Raw genomic sequence first — 13261 nt, 5'->3', positions numbered from 1 at the left:
ACGGCCATGGATAGCCGCCGACTGCGGCATCATAACCGCATGGCATCACCCTTCCGCATAAAGCAGCGCATCGGCCTCGCGCACGGCCGACGTGAGGAGCGCCAGCTTCATGATATCGAGGTGGCCATCGGTGCGCACGCGCGAGCACAGGTCGATGCCGTAGGGGCGTACCTGGCGCAGGGCCGCGGCAATATTGCCGGCGTCGAGGCCGCCGGCCAGGAACACGGGCACGGGGCTGGCGCGCACGAAGCGCGCGCTGATGCCCCAGTCGTGGGTGCGGCCGGTGCCGCCCAGTTCCGGCACCGCGCCGCACGGGCGACCCGAATCGAGCAGGAAGGCATGCACATGGGGGGCATAGGCGGGGATCAGGCCGAGCGCGTCGTCGCCTTCCACATGGATCACCTGCACCCGTTTGACATGGGGAAGCAGGCGCGCCAGTTCGGCCAGTTCATGCAGATCGATATGGCTGACGATCTGCACCGTGGTCGGTTGGGTGGCGGCGATATGGCCGGCGATGCGCGCCGCCGTGGTCTCGGCCGTCAGCAGAAAGGTGGACACGGGCGGCGGCGTCCAGGCGGCGATCTGCGCGATGCGGGCGTCGGGAATCACGCCGGGGCCGGACGGCATGGCAGCCACCAGGCCCAGCGCGTCGGCGCCGGCAGCGATTGCCAGTTGCGCTTCGTCGATGGAGGCGACGCAGCAGATCTTGATGCGGGTTCTCATGATGGCCAACATTACAACACGGGGCGGCGCCCAATGCCAGCCGCGCGGTCAAGCCGGCGCACTATCGTGCATCCGATTGACAGGCGGCGGACGGCGGTCGATACTGGTTCGTCCCCTATTGCGCGCACAGGAAGCAGGCTCATGGCCGATTTTAAAATCCGCAAGGAATGCCCGCCGCAGCTGTGCGACTGCGAACGCGAACGGCTGCTGGGCGGCGAGCAAGCCGAGCTGGCCATCCTGCGCCTGAACCTGACGGAAGAAAAGCGCCTGCTCGCGCATATAGAAACCATCGCCACGTACGAACAGCTGAAAAAACTGGAAAAGAATTTGCAGAAAAACCTGGGCGTGGTGCTGCGCATCGCGCCCGGCAGCGGCGAGGTACGCACCGTGCGCGGCTTCCAGATTCAATTGCTGGAGCAGCCCGGCCTGTGCCGCAAGACGCGCGCGGCGATTCCGGCAGCGGTGCGGCGCTGTTTGGCCAGGCATCCGGAGATCGCGTTTGCGATCCTGGATGAACATGATTTGTTGGGCAGAATCGGTAGGTCGGATTAGCGCGCAAGCGCGTAATCCGACAACACCACGATCGGCGCCAACAATGTTGTCGGATTACGGCCCTGCGGGCCTAATCCGACCTACGCGGCCCGTATTTCAATTACTTTTCTGCCCTTGGCCTCACGCGCCCGCAACTGCCCGCAGCCGCCCTCCACATCCTGCCCGGCCGAATCGCGCAGCTTGGTCAGCACGCCGCGCTCGTGCAGGCGGGCGGCGATCGCGCGCGCCTGGTCCCAGCTGGGGCGCTTGAACGGCAGGTCGGCGATGGTGTTATACGGGATCATGTTCAGCACCGCATATTTGCCCTTGAGGAGCTCCACGATGCCGTCCAGTTCATCGTCGCCATCGTTGATGCCTTCCATCAAGGTCCACTGGTATTGCACCGGATAACCGGTCAGGCGCGCATACGACTCGCCGAACGCCACCAGCTCGCGCGGAGACAGTTTGGGTGCGCGCGGCAGCAGCTGTTCGCGCAGGTCCGGCTTCGTGGTGTGCAGGGACAGGGCCAGCGCCGGTTTGACACGTCCCTGCGGCAGGCGTTCGAAGGCGCGCGGGTCGCCGACGGTGGAGAACACCAGGTTCTTGTGGCCGATATTGCCTTCCGTGCCCAGCAGCTCGATCGCTTCCATCACATTATTGAGGTTATGGGCCGGTTCGCCCATGCCCATGAAAACGACTTTTTTCACCGGCCGCATGGTCCGCGCCAGCACCACCTGCGCGACGATTTCGCCGCTGGTGACTTGCCGTATCAGGCCGTCGCGGCCCGTCATGCAGAACTGACAGCCGACGGCGCAGCCCACCTGGCTCGACACGCACAGCCCATCGCGCGGCAGCAGCACGCTTTCCACCGTCTGCCCGTCGTGCAGACCGACCAGCAGCCGCGCCGAACCATCGGCGCCGGGGTGGGTGCTGAGCAGCTTGAGCATGCCCTGCAACTCCAAGTCGAGCGCCGGCAAGGCCTCGCGCACCGGCAGCGGCAAGAAATCTTCGGCGCGGCGCCGGCCCTGGTCGTGCGGCTGCGCCTGTATCCAGTCGCGCAGCACGCGCTGTTCATGCAGGGGCTTGGCGCCCAGCGCGCGCAGGCGCTGGCGGATGGTATCGATTTGCATGGGGATGAACTGAAAGCGATCAGACCTTCTTGACGAACTCGGTCTTCAGGCTCATCTGGCCGAAACCGTCGATCTTGCAGTCGATATCGTGATCGCTGTCGACCAGGCGGATATTCTTGACCTTGGTGCCCATCTTGACGACGCCGCCGCCACCCTTCAGTTTCAAATCCTTGATGACGCTGACCGTGTCGCCGTCCTGCAGGATATTGCCGGCCGCATCGCGGTAGACTTTGGCGCCCTCTTCCACCGCTTCACCGGCCGTGGCCGACCATTCATGCGCGCACTCAGGGCAGACGAGGTTGCTGCCGTCTTCGTAGGTGTATTCGGATTGGCATTGCGGGCATGGAGGTAATGTGCTCATTCGTTTCTCTGTGTGGTGGACGGCGCCTGGCCGTAAAAGCCGACATTATAATTGCTACGCCGGCCATCGGCGGGCTTTTTTACGCCTTCATGCCAGCGGCCCGGCGACAGCAAACCTTCGCCCCTGCCGCTTTTCCGGCACGGTAGTACACTTGCACTCTTTCGGCTGCCGACTATCGCCCCTGCCAGGCAAGGCGCCCGGCCGGCAGCAAGACCGACTCACCACCGACAGGAGCCCCAAGCAATGACCCTCTCCAGCTATCCCGATACCCGTTTGCTGATCGCCAATCAATGGGTGGACGCCACCGGCGGCAAATCCATTCCCGTGCTCAACCCCGCCACCGGACAGGCGATCGGCACGGTCGCTCACGCCAGCATCGCCGACCTGGACCGCGCGCTGGCCGCCGCCCAGCAGGGTTTCGAGACGTGGCGCGCCGTGCCGGCCGCCGAACGGGCCGCCATCATGCGCCGCGCCGCATCGCTGCTGCGCGAACGCGCCGTCGACATTGCGCAGCAGATGACCCGGGAGCAGGGCAAGCCGGTGGGCGAAGCGAAAGGTGAAATTCTGGCCGGCGCCGACATCATCGACTGGTTTGCCGCCGAAGGCATGCGCGTGTATGGCCGCATCGTGCCGTCGCGCAACCCGGCCGCGCAGCAGCTGGTGCTGAAAGAGCCGGTCGGCCCGGTCGCCGCCTTCACGCCGTGGAATTTCCCGATCAACCAGATCGTGCGCAAATTGTCGGCCGCACTGGCCACCGGTTGCTCTTTCCTGTGCAAGGCGCCGGAAGAAACGCCGGCTTCGCCGGCGGCGCTGATGCAATGCTTCGTCGACGCCGGCCTGCCGCCGGGCGTGGTGGGCCTGGTGTTCGGCGACCCGGCCGAAATCTCCGGCTACCTGATCCCCCACCCGATTATCCGCAAAGTCACGTTCACCGGCTCGACGCCGGTGGGCAAGCAGCTGGCCGCGCTGGCCGGCGCCCACATGAAACGCGTGACGATGGAACTGGGCGGCCACGCCCCGGTGATCATTGCCGAAGACGCCGATGTGGCGCTGGCCGTCAAGGCCGCCGGCGGCGCCAAGTTCCGCAATGCCGGCCAGGTATGCATTTCGCCGACCCGCTTCCTGGTGCACAATGCCGTCAAGGCCGAATTCACCAGCGCGCTGGTCAAACACGCCGAAAGCCTGAAGCTGGGCGACGGCCTGCAACAGGGCACCACGCTGGGGCCGCTGGCCAACGCGCGCCGCCTGAGCGCCATGGCCAAGGTGGTGGAAGATGCGCAGGCGAAGGGCGCCATCCTGGCCACCGGCGGCGGCCGCATCGGCGACACCGGCAACTTTTTCGCGCCGACGGTATTCGCCGATGTGCCGCTTGACGCGAGCATCTTCAACGACGAACCGTTCGGCCCGATCGCCGGCATCCGCGGCTTCGACAGCCTGGAAGAAGCCATCCTCGAAGCGAACCGCCTGCCGTTTGGCCTGGCCGGCTATGCCTTTACGCGCTCGATCAAGAACGCCCACCTGCTGATGAACCGCATGGAGGTGGGCATGTTGTGGATCAACCAGGGCGCCGCCCCGAGCGCCGAAATGCCGTTCGGCGGCATCAAGGATTCGGGCCATGGCACGGAAGGCGGGCCGGAGGCGCTGGAATCGTACCTGAATACCAAGGCCGTATCGCTGGTGGGCGTGTAAGCCGGCGCCGGCAGCGCGTGGCTCAGGTCCGCCGCACGATCTCGATGGTGCTGTGGACGATTTCCTCGTGGATGCTGATACGGGCGCGCAGCCGCGCCGCCGTCAGGGTGGGGCCGCGGCTGACCACCGACAGCGCGCACGCATACAGCTGCTTGCCGACGCGCCAGACGTGCAGGTCGACGACGCGCGGCGTGTCGCCGCCCTCTTCCACCTCCACCGCCTCGCGGATTTCCCGCACCACCGGGTGGTCCATCTCGCGGTCCAGCAGGACCGTGCCCGTCTGCTGCGTCAGCTTTTTCGCCCACAGCGCCACCAGCACCGCACCGGCGATGCCCATCACGGGGTCGAGCCAGTTCCAGCCATAAGCCCACGCGCCGGCCAGCGCGACGATGGCCAGCACCGAAGTGGCCGCATCGGCCAGCACATGGACATAGGCGGCCTTCAGGTTCAGATCTTCACCGTGACCATGGTGGTGATGATCGTGCTCGTGATGGTCGTGGCCGTGCTCATGTCCATGATCGTGGTGCCCGCCCAGGATCAGCGCGCAGACCAGGTTCACCGCCAGGCCGAAACCGGCCACCGCCATGGCCTGCGGATAATGAATCGCCTGCGGCGCGAACAGGCGCTCGACGGAGGCGGCCACCATCAGCACCGCCACGCACAGCAGCAGGATGGCGCTGGTGTAGCCGGCCAGGATTTCGATCTTCCAGGTACCGAAGGCAAAGCGCGGGTCGCGCGCATGGCGGCGCGAAGCGGCATAGGCAAACGCCGCCAGGCCGATCGCCAGCGCGTGCGAGCTCATGTGCCAGCCGTCGGCCAGCAGCGCCATCGAGTTGTACCACCAGCCGGCCACGATCTCGAGCGCCATGGTGGCCAGGGTGATCCACATGACGATGCGCGCGCGGCGCTCGGCCTTGCCATCGCTGCTGTCGAATACGTGCTCATGGGTCCAGGCGGACAGGTCTTCCGCTGCTTGTGCTTGCGTCATGATGGTCTTTCGCTTATTTGAGATAGGTGCGCAGGATGGCGACGATCTCGTCGGCGCCCTTGGCCCGCTCGGCGTCGCTGGCGATCGCGGGGCTGGCCACGTGTTCGCGCAGATGCTCTTCGATCACCTCGGCCATCAGGCCATTGACCGCGCCGCGCACGGCCGCGATCAGCTGCAGCATGTCGCCGCAGTCGCGCCCTTCCTCCAGCCCCCGCTCGATGCCTTCCACCTGGCCCTTGATGCGCTTGACGCGGTTCAAGAGCTTGTCCTTGTTGTGCGAGATATGTCCCATGCCTGCCTCCAATAAATACCATAGGGGGGTATGGTAACAGATTCGTCGCTGTTATTGAAAAAGTTGCTACCCTGACTCATACCGAAATTGATATTAGGCACTAATAATTATTGATTGGATAAATAACCGGGCGCGCTCTACCATCATCCAACCACAGGGGCATTGCCACCGCGCGGACCATAAAAATATCAGGAGACTTGTCACATGAAATTCAATGATTTGAAAATCGGCCGCCGGCTGGGCGTCAGCTTTGGCGCCATCATCGCCCTGCTCCTGATCCTGGCGCTGGTGGCGATTACCCGGGTCAGCGAACTGGGCAGCGAAATTCGCCGCATGAACGAAGACAATTATCCAAAAACCGTGCTGGTGCACGCGATCAAGGACGATGTGAACGAAACCATGCTCGCCATGCGCAATATCTTCCTGACCGTCGACGCCGAACTGGCCGCCAAGGAAGTGCAACATGTGGACCAGATCGCGCGCCGCATCGACACGGTGGTTGGCAAGCTGGAACGCTTGCCGGCGTCCGCCGAGGGCCGCAGCCGCCTTGCCCGGCTGAACACGGCGCGCCAGCAATTCGACGCCGTCAGGAAAGACGTGCTCAAGCTGGTGGCGGAAGAGCGCAAATTTGAAGCCAAGAGCCTGATGCTCAAGCAGTTGCAGCCGCGCCAGCAAGCCTATTTTGCCGCGCTCGAACAGCTGGTCAGCTACCAGACCGGCCTGATGGAATCGGCCGGCCAGGCCTCGGTACAACAGGCCGAGCAGACCCGTTTGATCATCATCTTGCTGTCCGCCGGCGCGGCGCTGGCCGGCATCCTGCTGGCGATCCAGGCCAGCAACAGCATCACGCGCCCCTTGCTGCAGGCGCTGGGCGTGGCGCGGCAGGTGGCGGCCGGCGACCTGACCAGCACGGTGATCGTGGGCGCGCGCGACGAAACGGGCCAGCTGCTGCAGGCCCTGAACGCCATGAACACCAGCCTGCAGGACATCGTCGGCCAGGTGCGCGGCGGCACCGACACCATCGCCGACGCCTCGCAGCGCATCGCCAGCGGCAACCTCGATCTGTCGGCCCGCACCGGCCAGCAGGCGGGATCATTGCGCAACACGGCCGACTCGATGGCGCAGCTGACGTCGACCGTGAAACAGAACGCCGGCCATGCCCGCCAGGCCAACCAGATGGCGGCGCTGGCCTCCGAGGTGGCGGTGCGCGGCGGCGCCGTAGTGGCGCAGGTGGTCGGCACCATGGGCGCGATCAACACCTCGTCGAAAAAAATCGTCGATATTATCGCCGTGATCGACGGCATCGCCTTCCAGACCAATATCCTGGCACTGAACGCGGCGGTGGAAGCGGCGCGCGCCGGCGAACAGGGGCGCGGCTTCGCGGTGGTGGCGTCCGAAGTGCGCAACCTGGCGCAGCGTTCCAGCCAGGCCGCGCGCGAGGTCAAGGCGCTGATCGACGATTCCGTCAGCCAGGTGGCGGCCGGCAGCAAGCTGGTCAACGAAGCGGGCGCCACGATGGACCAGATCGTCGACAGCGTGCGCGGCGTGACCGACATCATGGGCGACATCAATGGCGCCAGCCAGGCCCAGGAGGCGGGCATCGAGCAGATCAACCTGGCGATCGCCGAAATGGACAAGGTGACGCGCCAGAACGCCGCCCTGGTCGAACAGGCGGCGTCGGGCGCTGAGTCCTTGCAGGATGAAGCAAGCCGGCTGGCGCAGGTGGTCAGCCGCTTCCGGCTGGAGCGCGGCGCGGTGATGCTGCGCTCGTAAGGCCATGCGACAATGTGTTTTTAACTGATCAGAAAGCAAGCATGCCCAGCCTTTGCGTTGAACTCGATGGCGCCCGCGTTACCACCATCAGCCTGGCCGACGGGGACATCGTCAATGTTTCGGTGCGTGGCGCGCTGGACAGAAATCCGAAAGCGGCACTGGACGCGGCCGGCGGCAACTTCGGACAAGGCGGACGTGGCTACCTGACTTGGGCGGAACTTCCGGTGCCGGCCGGAGCAGTGCTGAAAGTGACCCTGCATGAGGCATGCGAAAACCCGGACGTGGGCAAGACCTTGCAGGAACTTTTCCCTGGGGAAGAGCTGTCCACGCAAACCGATTTCACGCTCAATAATGAGATGGTCGCGGAAATACGCGCCCGGCCACAGCTGCACCAGGCATTCTCGGTGCAGGCCGGCACGTCACGGGGCGAGCAGGCGATGGCGGCAAGTGACGCCCACAACACGAGTTTCACCTTCCACGTCGTCTGGGAATACACCCGCCCAGACCAGGCGCGCGTGCATCTGGCGACGCACTGCCTCGACGACATCGTGGCACGACGCCTTGGCACTTCCCACCTGCAAACCATGCTGTCATTGGGCGACAGCGCCTCGTTCGTGCTGACCGCCTGACAGCGTCATGCCTGGCTGGCCAGCGCTTCCTTGCGTATGAAATGCATGGCTTGCGGCTGGTCGACCAGCACGCACTGCTTGCCGGTGCGCTGGCAGTGGTCGTGCACGCGCCAGTAGGCGTCGTGGCTGACGCAGCCGGTCTGGCAGATCACCAGGTCGGCCGCCACCAGGCTCGCTTCGAGCGCCGCCACGTCGTCGACGCCATCATCGCCGCCCGCATGGTGCAGGAAGCGCCCGCCGGCCTGCTCGATGGCCTGCCGGGCGGCGTTGGCGCCGTCGATGGCCTGGCCCAAGTCCTGTCCGACGCAGAGCACGGATTTTTCACGCACGCCGGCCAGCAGGTCTGCTTGCAGCGCCGGCTTGTTCGACAACGAAGGCGCCGGCACCCATTGCAAGCGCAGCAGCTCGCGCATCAGGTCCTGCACCCGTACACTGAGCCACTCGACGCGGCGCGCCAGTTTGACCCGTGTCGGCAAGCCGGGTGCGGCCGCAGCCAGTTCCGCCAGTTCTTCACGCGCCAGCGCCAGCCTGGTATCGCGGATCACGATCTGCGCCTGCGCGCGCATCAGCTGCGCTTCCAGTTCGGCGATACGCGCCGCCTGTTCGGCCAGTTGGGCGCTGCAGCGCGCCTGCGCCCGTCCATACGCACTCAGCAGCACGCGGTGCTCTTGCGCGATCATGTCCCCGGTACTCACCAATTTCTCCATCATGCCTCCTTTGCCACTAGCCCCCGGCCACAGTCCATTGCATTATAAATGAGAATCATTACTATTCATGTATGAGCCGTGCTCGCGGTAGGGGTATGGTCCGGCATTGCCCCCACACCCTCGACCTCAATTGACAAACTGTCCATTTTCGATGGCTTTCAAGGCTGGCAAACCACACAAAACTTACACAAACTGTGAATACGTGTGTAGTTTTTGTGTATGATTTACACCATGGACAGCGCACACCTTATCAAACAACTCCAATCCGCTGGATGGGAACATGTGTCGACGCGCGGCAGCCATCACAAGTACCGCCATCCTGGAACCGGCAAATCCGTGATCGTTCCGCATCCAAAAAAAGACTTGCCGATAGGTACTGCCAATTCAATATTGAAACAAGCTGACTTGAAATGAGGCGATAAATGTTTTACCCACTCTATGTATGGAAGGATACCAACAGCGCCTACGGCGCTACTTTTCCCGATCTGCCAGGCGTCCATACCGCCGCCGACAAGCAAGGTGATCTTCAACATGCGGCGCAGGAGGCTGTCGAAACCATGTACGAAGACGAGGACAGTATTCCCGCCGCCTCGGCCATCGAGCAATGGACTGGCGATGCGCAGTATGCGGGGGGTTTCTGGATGCTGGTCGACATCGATTTGTCGAAGGTGAGGACGAAACCGGTACGTCTGAATATATCCCTGCCGGCAACCCTGCTGCGCGACATCGACGTGTTTGCGAAGTCACGCCACCTGAGCCGCTCGAGCTTTCTGGCGCAGGCAGCAATGAAAGCCATGGCGGAATAGCCAAGCTCGGCGCATGCGCGCTTATTGCTCCGCCAGCCACTCGCCCGCAAACCCCGCCTTCACCAGCCCATCGCGCAGATACGTGTTGCCGCGCATCAGCCGCCACGGAAAATCGTGCAGGTAGTTGTCCAGCATCAGCAGCACCGGCCCGTCGTTGATGCCGAAGCGGTAAGGCGAGACCCAGCGCGGGCCCTGCTGCGTGACGAACACGGTCGAGCGTGCATGGAATACATCATGCTGCTGCGCCAGGGCCGGCAGCACGAGTTCGGGCGCGAACGGCAGCGAGGCGGCCACCGCCCACGGCGCCAGGGTGCCGTCGTCAATACTGTACGGCGCCCCGCGGCCCGCATAGTCGCGAAAGCTGCGCCGCACGCCGTAGGACTGCTGGGTGGCGGGGCCGGGACCGTCGCTGGCGCTGATGCCCCAGCAGTGTTCGCCATAGCCGGGAAAACCGAGCGGATTGTCGATCGCGTAGCGCTGCTGCACCAGGGTCGCGCGGCGGCTGTTTTCCGCATAATCGAGACCGTGGGCGCGCATGAAATCATCCTGGATGCCGCGCAAATCGAGCCAGGCATGCGACATCTGGTGGATGAACAGCGAGCCCGCGTACAGGTAATCGATGCCGTAGACGGATTTCCATTCGAAGCTGTAGGTCCAGGCATCGTAGCTGGCCCGTTCGACGGGAAAGGTGGGCGAACCGAGCGCCAGCACGTACAGGATCAGCGCCTCGTCATAGCCGCGCCAGCATTTGCGCAAAAAACCCGTTTCCGGCTTCCAGCCATGGCGCAGCAACTGGCAGCGCGCGCGCATCCATTGCCAGTCGACCCGGCGGTACAGGAAATCGGCCAGCGCGCGGATCTCCAGTTCGTCCTTGCCGTCGCCATCGAAGTATGCGGCGGCGGCCAGCACGCCGGCGATCAACAGCGCCGTGTCGATGCTCGACAGCTCGCAATCCCAGGCGCGCCGGCCATTGTCCATGTCGAGGAAGTGATAATAAAAACCCTTGTGGCCGGTGGCGGCGGGCGAGTCGCCCTGCTCGCTCTTCGCAAAAAAACGCAAGGTGGTCAAGGTGAGTTCGACCGCGTCATCGCGTGCCAGCCAGCCGCGTTCGACGCCGACACAATAGCTGGTCAGTGCCAGGCCGACGGCGGCGATGCTGGCCGGCCAGCCCTGTTTGTCCTTGTCGCGCACCAGGCCATTGGCCGGGTTGACCTGCGTAATAAAATAGCCGAAGGCCTCGCGCTGCAGGGCCGCCAGCATGGCTTCTTCATCGATCAGGTCAGGCGGCAGGGGAAAGCTGGCCGGTTTCATGGGGGCGGGCGCGGGGCGCTTGGTGGCGACAAGGCACAGTATGGCAGTACAGGCCAGATATTGCCCACGGCCAGCCGGACCATTTATATCACGTTGTGATATATTTAGCGCCTTTCCTTTTGCCGGAACCCTGTCATGCCTCTCTCCCCTGCCGCCCTGGGCAAGTCCGATTTCACGATCCTGTCGGAATTTCGCTACCAGATGCGCCGCTTCGAGCGCTTCTCCGATGACGTGATCCAGACCCATGGCATCACGCCACTGCAATACCTGCTGCTGCTGCACATCAAGGGTTATCCCGGCCGCGACTGGGCCACCGTCGGCGAGCTGGCCGAACGCCTGCAGGCCAAGCCGCACGGCGTGGTGGCGCTGGTCACGCGCTGCGAAGCGGCCGGGCTGGTAGAGCGCCGCCACAGCAGTGCCGACCGGCGCCGGGTCGAAGTCCACTTGCTGCCCGAGGGCGAGGCCCTGCTGGCCAGGCTGGCGCAATTGCACCGCACCGAACTGCAGTCGCTGGCCGGCGTGTTTACCATTCCGACCGTGGCAGGACAACATCATGAGTAATACCGCCTACGACGCCCGGCGCGACTTCGACGGCCAGGCGCGGCTGATCCTGATTTCCAGCCTGGCCGCCGTGGTCGGCGCCCTCAGCACCGCGACCGCCTGGGTGCTGCTGCACGCCATCCATTTTTTCACCAATCTGTTTTTCTTCCAGAAATTCTCGACCGCCTTCATGTCGCCCGCCGGCCAAGGCTTGGGCGCCTGGGTGATCGCCATCCCGGTGCTGGGCGGACTGCTGATCGGCCTGATCGCGCGCTATGGCACCGAGCAGATACGCGGTCACGGCATTCCCGAGGCGATCGAGGCGATCCTGTTCAAGAAAAGCATGATGTCGCCCAAGGTGGCGGTGCTCAAGCCGCTCGCCTCGGCGATCGCCATCGGCAGCGGCGGCCCGTTCGGCGCCGAAGGCCCGATCATCATGACGGGCGGCGCGGTCGGCTCCTTGCTGGCCCAGCATTTCCACCTGAGCGCCGGCGAGCGCAAGACCTTGCTGGTGGCCGGCGCCGTGGCGGGCATGACTGCCGTGTTCGGCACGCCGGTGGCGGCGCTGCTGCTGGCGGTGGAACTGCTGCTGTTCGAACTGCGCCCGCGCAGCCTGGCGCCGGTGGCGATCGCCTGCGTGATCGCCGGCTTCCTGCGCCCCCTGCTGATCGACAGCGGTCCGCTGTTCCCGCTGCACACGGCCGTGCTGCCGCCGTCGGCGCTGCTGTCGTGCCTGGTCGCCGGCCTGCTGTGCGGCGCCATGGCGTGGCTGCTGTCGACCTCGCTGTACAAGGTGGAAGACCTGTTCCACCGCCTGCCTGTGCACTGGATGTGGTGGCCGGCCATCGGCGGCCTGGCCGTCGGCATCGGCGGCTACCTGCAGCCGCGCGCGCTGGGCGTGGGCTACGACGTGATCGCCGACCTGCTGAACAACCATCTCGCCGCCGGCGCACTGCTGGCGCTCTTGGGCGGGAAAGCCGTGATCTGGCTGCTGGCGCTGGGCTCGGGCACTTCGGGCGGCGTGCTGGCGCCGCTGCTGATGCTGGGCGCGGGCCTGGGCGCTTTGCTCGGGCCCTATTTGCCCGGCCACGAACCGGCCATCTGGCCGCTGGTGTTCATGGCCGCTACCCTGGGCGGCATGATGCGCGCGCCCATCATGGCGGTCGCCTTTGCGTTCGAGCTGACCCATGACGTCAACGCCCTGCTGCCCGTGATGGCCGCCTCGGCCGTGGCCTATGCGTTTACGGTGATCTTCATGCACCGCTCCATCCTGACCGAAAAAATCGCCCGCCGCGGTTATCATATTTATCGTGAATACGGCATCGATCCGCTGGAACGCCACAGCGTGGCCGAGGTGATGAGCCCGCAGCCAACCCGCATCAACGCCGATACCACTCTCGCCGTCGCCATGGCCAGCCACTTCGGCAGCACCCAGCGCCACCGCGCCTTTCCCGTCACGCGCGACGGCGCCCTGGTCGGCATGCTGGACCGCGCCACCCTGGAACAAGGTCTTGCGTCACACGCCGGCATGACGGTGGGCCAGTTGTTCGGCGCGAACATGCCGGTGGTGGCGCTGGCCGGTGAAACCTGCCGCACCCTGGCCACGCGCCTGGCCGTGCACGCGCTGGAACGGCTGCCGGTGGTCAGCGACGCGCACAGCCTGCGCCTGATCGGCATCGTCAGCCGCAGCGACCTGGTCAAGCCGGCGCTGGGGCTGCAGGCGGAGGAGTGGCAACGGCAGGCGGTGCGCACGGTGTGGCCGTTTGGCGCGCGCTGAAGCG

Annotated in this window: 15 protein-coding genes; 8 read left to right on the top strand and 7 right to left on the bottom strand. The window is 64.9% G+C overall.

The features are described from left to right. Positions 1-45: 45 nt before the first annotated feature. Entirely contained in the window at positions 46-723 is a 678-nt protein-coding gene (locus tag ACP7B7_RS07065) for a phosphoribosylanthranilate isomerase (protein ID WP_426076176.1), read from the bottom strand. Between the two features lie 141 nt (positions 724-864). On the opposite strand from ACP7B7_RS07065, the gene ACP7B7_RS07060 reads away from it, so the two are divergent. Then, positions 865-1275 carry a hypothetical protein gene (locus ACP7B7_RS07060; protein WP_426076175.1) on the top strand — a complete coding sequence of 137 codons (411 nt, stop codon included), beginning with the start codon at positions 865-867 and terminating at the stop codon, positions 1273-1275. Between the two features lie 80 nt (positions 1276-1355). On the opposite strand, the gene ACP7B7_RS07055 is transcribed toward ACP7B7_RS07060, so the two are convergent. After that, entirely contained in the window at positions 1356-2384 is a 1029-nt protein-coding gene (locus tag ACP7B7_RS07055; protein ID WP_426076174.1) for an RNA methyltransferase, read from the bottom strand. A 19-nt stretch (positions 2385-2403) separates the two neighbouring features. Further along, the gene (locus ACP7B7_RS07050) at positions 2404-2745 is read right to left on the bottom strand and encodes a zinc ribbon domain-containing protein YjdM (RefSeq protein ID WP_065308841.1); all 342 of its coding nucleotides are present in this window, start codon (positions 2743-2745) and stop codon (positions 2404-2406) included. Positions 2746-2988: 243 nt separating this feature from the next. On the opposite strand from ACP7B7_RS07050, the gene ACP7B7_RS07045 reads away from it, so the two are divergent. Continuing rightward, positions 2989-4434 carry an NAD-dependent succinate-semialdehyde dehydrogenase gene (locus ACP7B7_RS07045; RefSeq protein WP_426076173.1) on the top strand — a complete coding sequence of 482 codons (1446 nt, stop codon included), beginning with the start codon at positions 2989-2991 and terminating at the stop codon, positions 4432-4434. A gap of 22 nt (positions 4435-4456) precedes the next feature. On the opposite strand, the gene dmeF is transcribed toward ACP7B7_RS07045, so the two are convergent. After that, on the bottom strand, positions 4457-5422 hold the full coding sequence (gene dmeF, locus ACP7B7_RS07040) for a CDF family Co(II)/Ni(II) efflux transporter DmeF (protein WP_426076172.1): 966 nt from the start codon (positions 5420-5422) through the stop codon (positions 4457-4459). A 13-nt stretch (positions 5423-5435) separates the two neighbouring features. Next, on the bottom strand, positions 5436-5714 hold the full coding sequence (locus tag ACP7B7_RS07035; protein WP_308922029.1) for a metal/formaldehyde-sensitive transcriptional repressor: 279 nt from the start codon (positions 5712-5714) through the stop codon (positions 5436-5438). 204 nt (positions 5715-5918) lie between these two features. On the opposite strand from ACP7B7_RS07035, the gene ACP7B7_RS07030 reads away from it, so the two are divergent. Beyond that, positions 5919-7487, top strand: a complete 1569-nt coding sequence (locus ACP7B7_RS07030; RefSeq protein ID WP_426076171.1) for a methyl-accepting chemotaxis protein — start codon at positions 5919-5921, stop codon at positions 7485-7487. 41 nt (positions 7488-7528) lie between these two features. Then, positions 7529-8116 carry a hypothetical protein gene (locus ACP7B7_RS07025; protein WP_308922031.1) on the top strand — a complete coding sequence of 196 codons (588 nt, stop codon included), beginning with the start codon at positions 7529-7531 and terminating at the stop codon, positions 8114-8116. 5 nt (positions 8117-8121) lie between these two features. On the opposite strand, the gene ACP7B7_RS07020 is transcribed toward ACP7B7_RS07025, so the two are convergent. Then, complete coding sequence (locus ACP7B7_RS07020; RefSeq protein WP_426076170.1) at positions 8122-8811, bottom strand: DUF2325 domain-containing protein; 690 nt, start codon at positions 8809-8811, stop codon at positions 8122-8124. A gap of 243 nt (positions 8812-9054) precedes the next feature. Here ACP7B7_RS07020 and ACP7B7_RS07015 point away from each other — a divergent pair, with 243 nt between their 5' ends. Further along, entirely contained in the window at positions 9055-9237 is a 183-nt protein-coding gene (locus ACP7B7_RS07015) for a type II toxin-antitoxin system HicA family toxin (protein WP_426076169.1), read from the top strand. A gap of 8 nt (positions 9238-9245) precedes the next feature. After that, positions 9246-9629, top strand: a complete 384-nt coding sequence (locus tag ACP7B7_RS07010; RefSeq protein ID WP_308922034.1) for a type II toxin-antitoxin system HicB family antitoxin — start codon at positions 9246-9248, stop codon at positions 9627-9629. 21 nt (positions 9630-9650) lie between these two features. Here the strand turns inward: ACP7B7_RS07010 and ACP7B7_RS07005 are convergent, their stop codons facing one another. After that, the gene (locus ACP7B7_RS07005; RefSeq protein ID WP_426076168.1) at positions 9651-10940 is read right to left on the bottom strand and encodes a glucoamylase family protein; all 1290 of its coding nucleotides are present in this window, start codon (positions 10938-10940) and stop codon (positions 9651-9653) included. Positions 10941-11075: 135 nt separating this feature from the next. Here ACP7B7_RS07005 and ACP7B7_RS07000 point away from each other — a divergent pair, with 135 nt between their 5' ends. Both ACP7B7_RS07000 and ACP7B7_RS06995 read left to right on the top strand, forming a co-directional pair. Further along, positions 11076-11501 carry a MarR family winged helix-turn-helix transcriptional regulator gene (locus ACP7B7_RS07000; RefSeq protein ID WP_426076167.1) on the top strand — a complete coding sequence of 142 codons (426 nt, stop codon included), beginning with the start codon at positions 11076-11078 and terminating at the stop codon, positions 11499-11501. Then, positions 11494-13257, top strand: a complete 1764-nt coding sequence (locus tag ACP7B7_RS06995) for a chloride channel protein (protein WP_426076166.1) — start codon at positions 11494-11496, stop codon at positions 13255-13257. The genes ACP7B7_RS07000 and ACP7B7_RS06995 overlap by 8 nt, the downstream gene beginning before the upstream one ends. Positions 13258-13261: the final 4 nt, after the last annotated feature.

The sequence above is a fragment of the Janthinobacterium sp. PSPC3-1 genome (assembly GCF_049896105.1).
In the GTDB taxonomy this organism is placed as follows: domain Bacteria; phylum Pseudomonadota; class Gammaproteobacteria; order Burkholderiales; family Burkholderiaceae_D; genus Janthinobacterium.
Note: the sequence above shows the minus strand (reverse complement) of the source record. Positions and strands in the feature narration are given on the sequence as shown.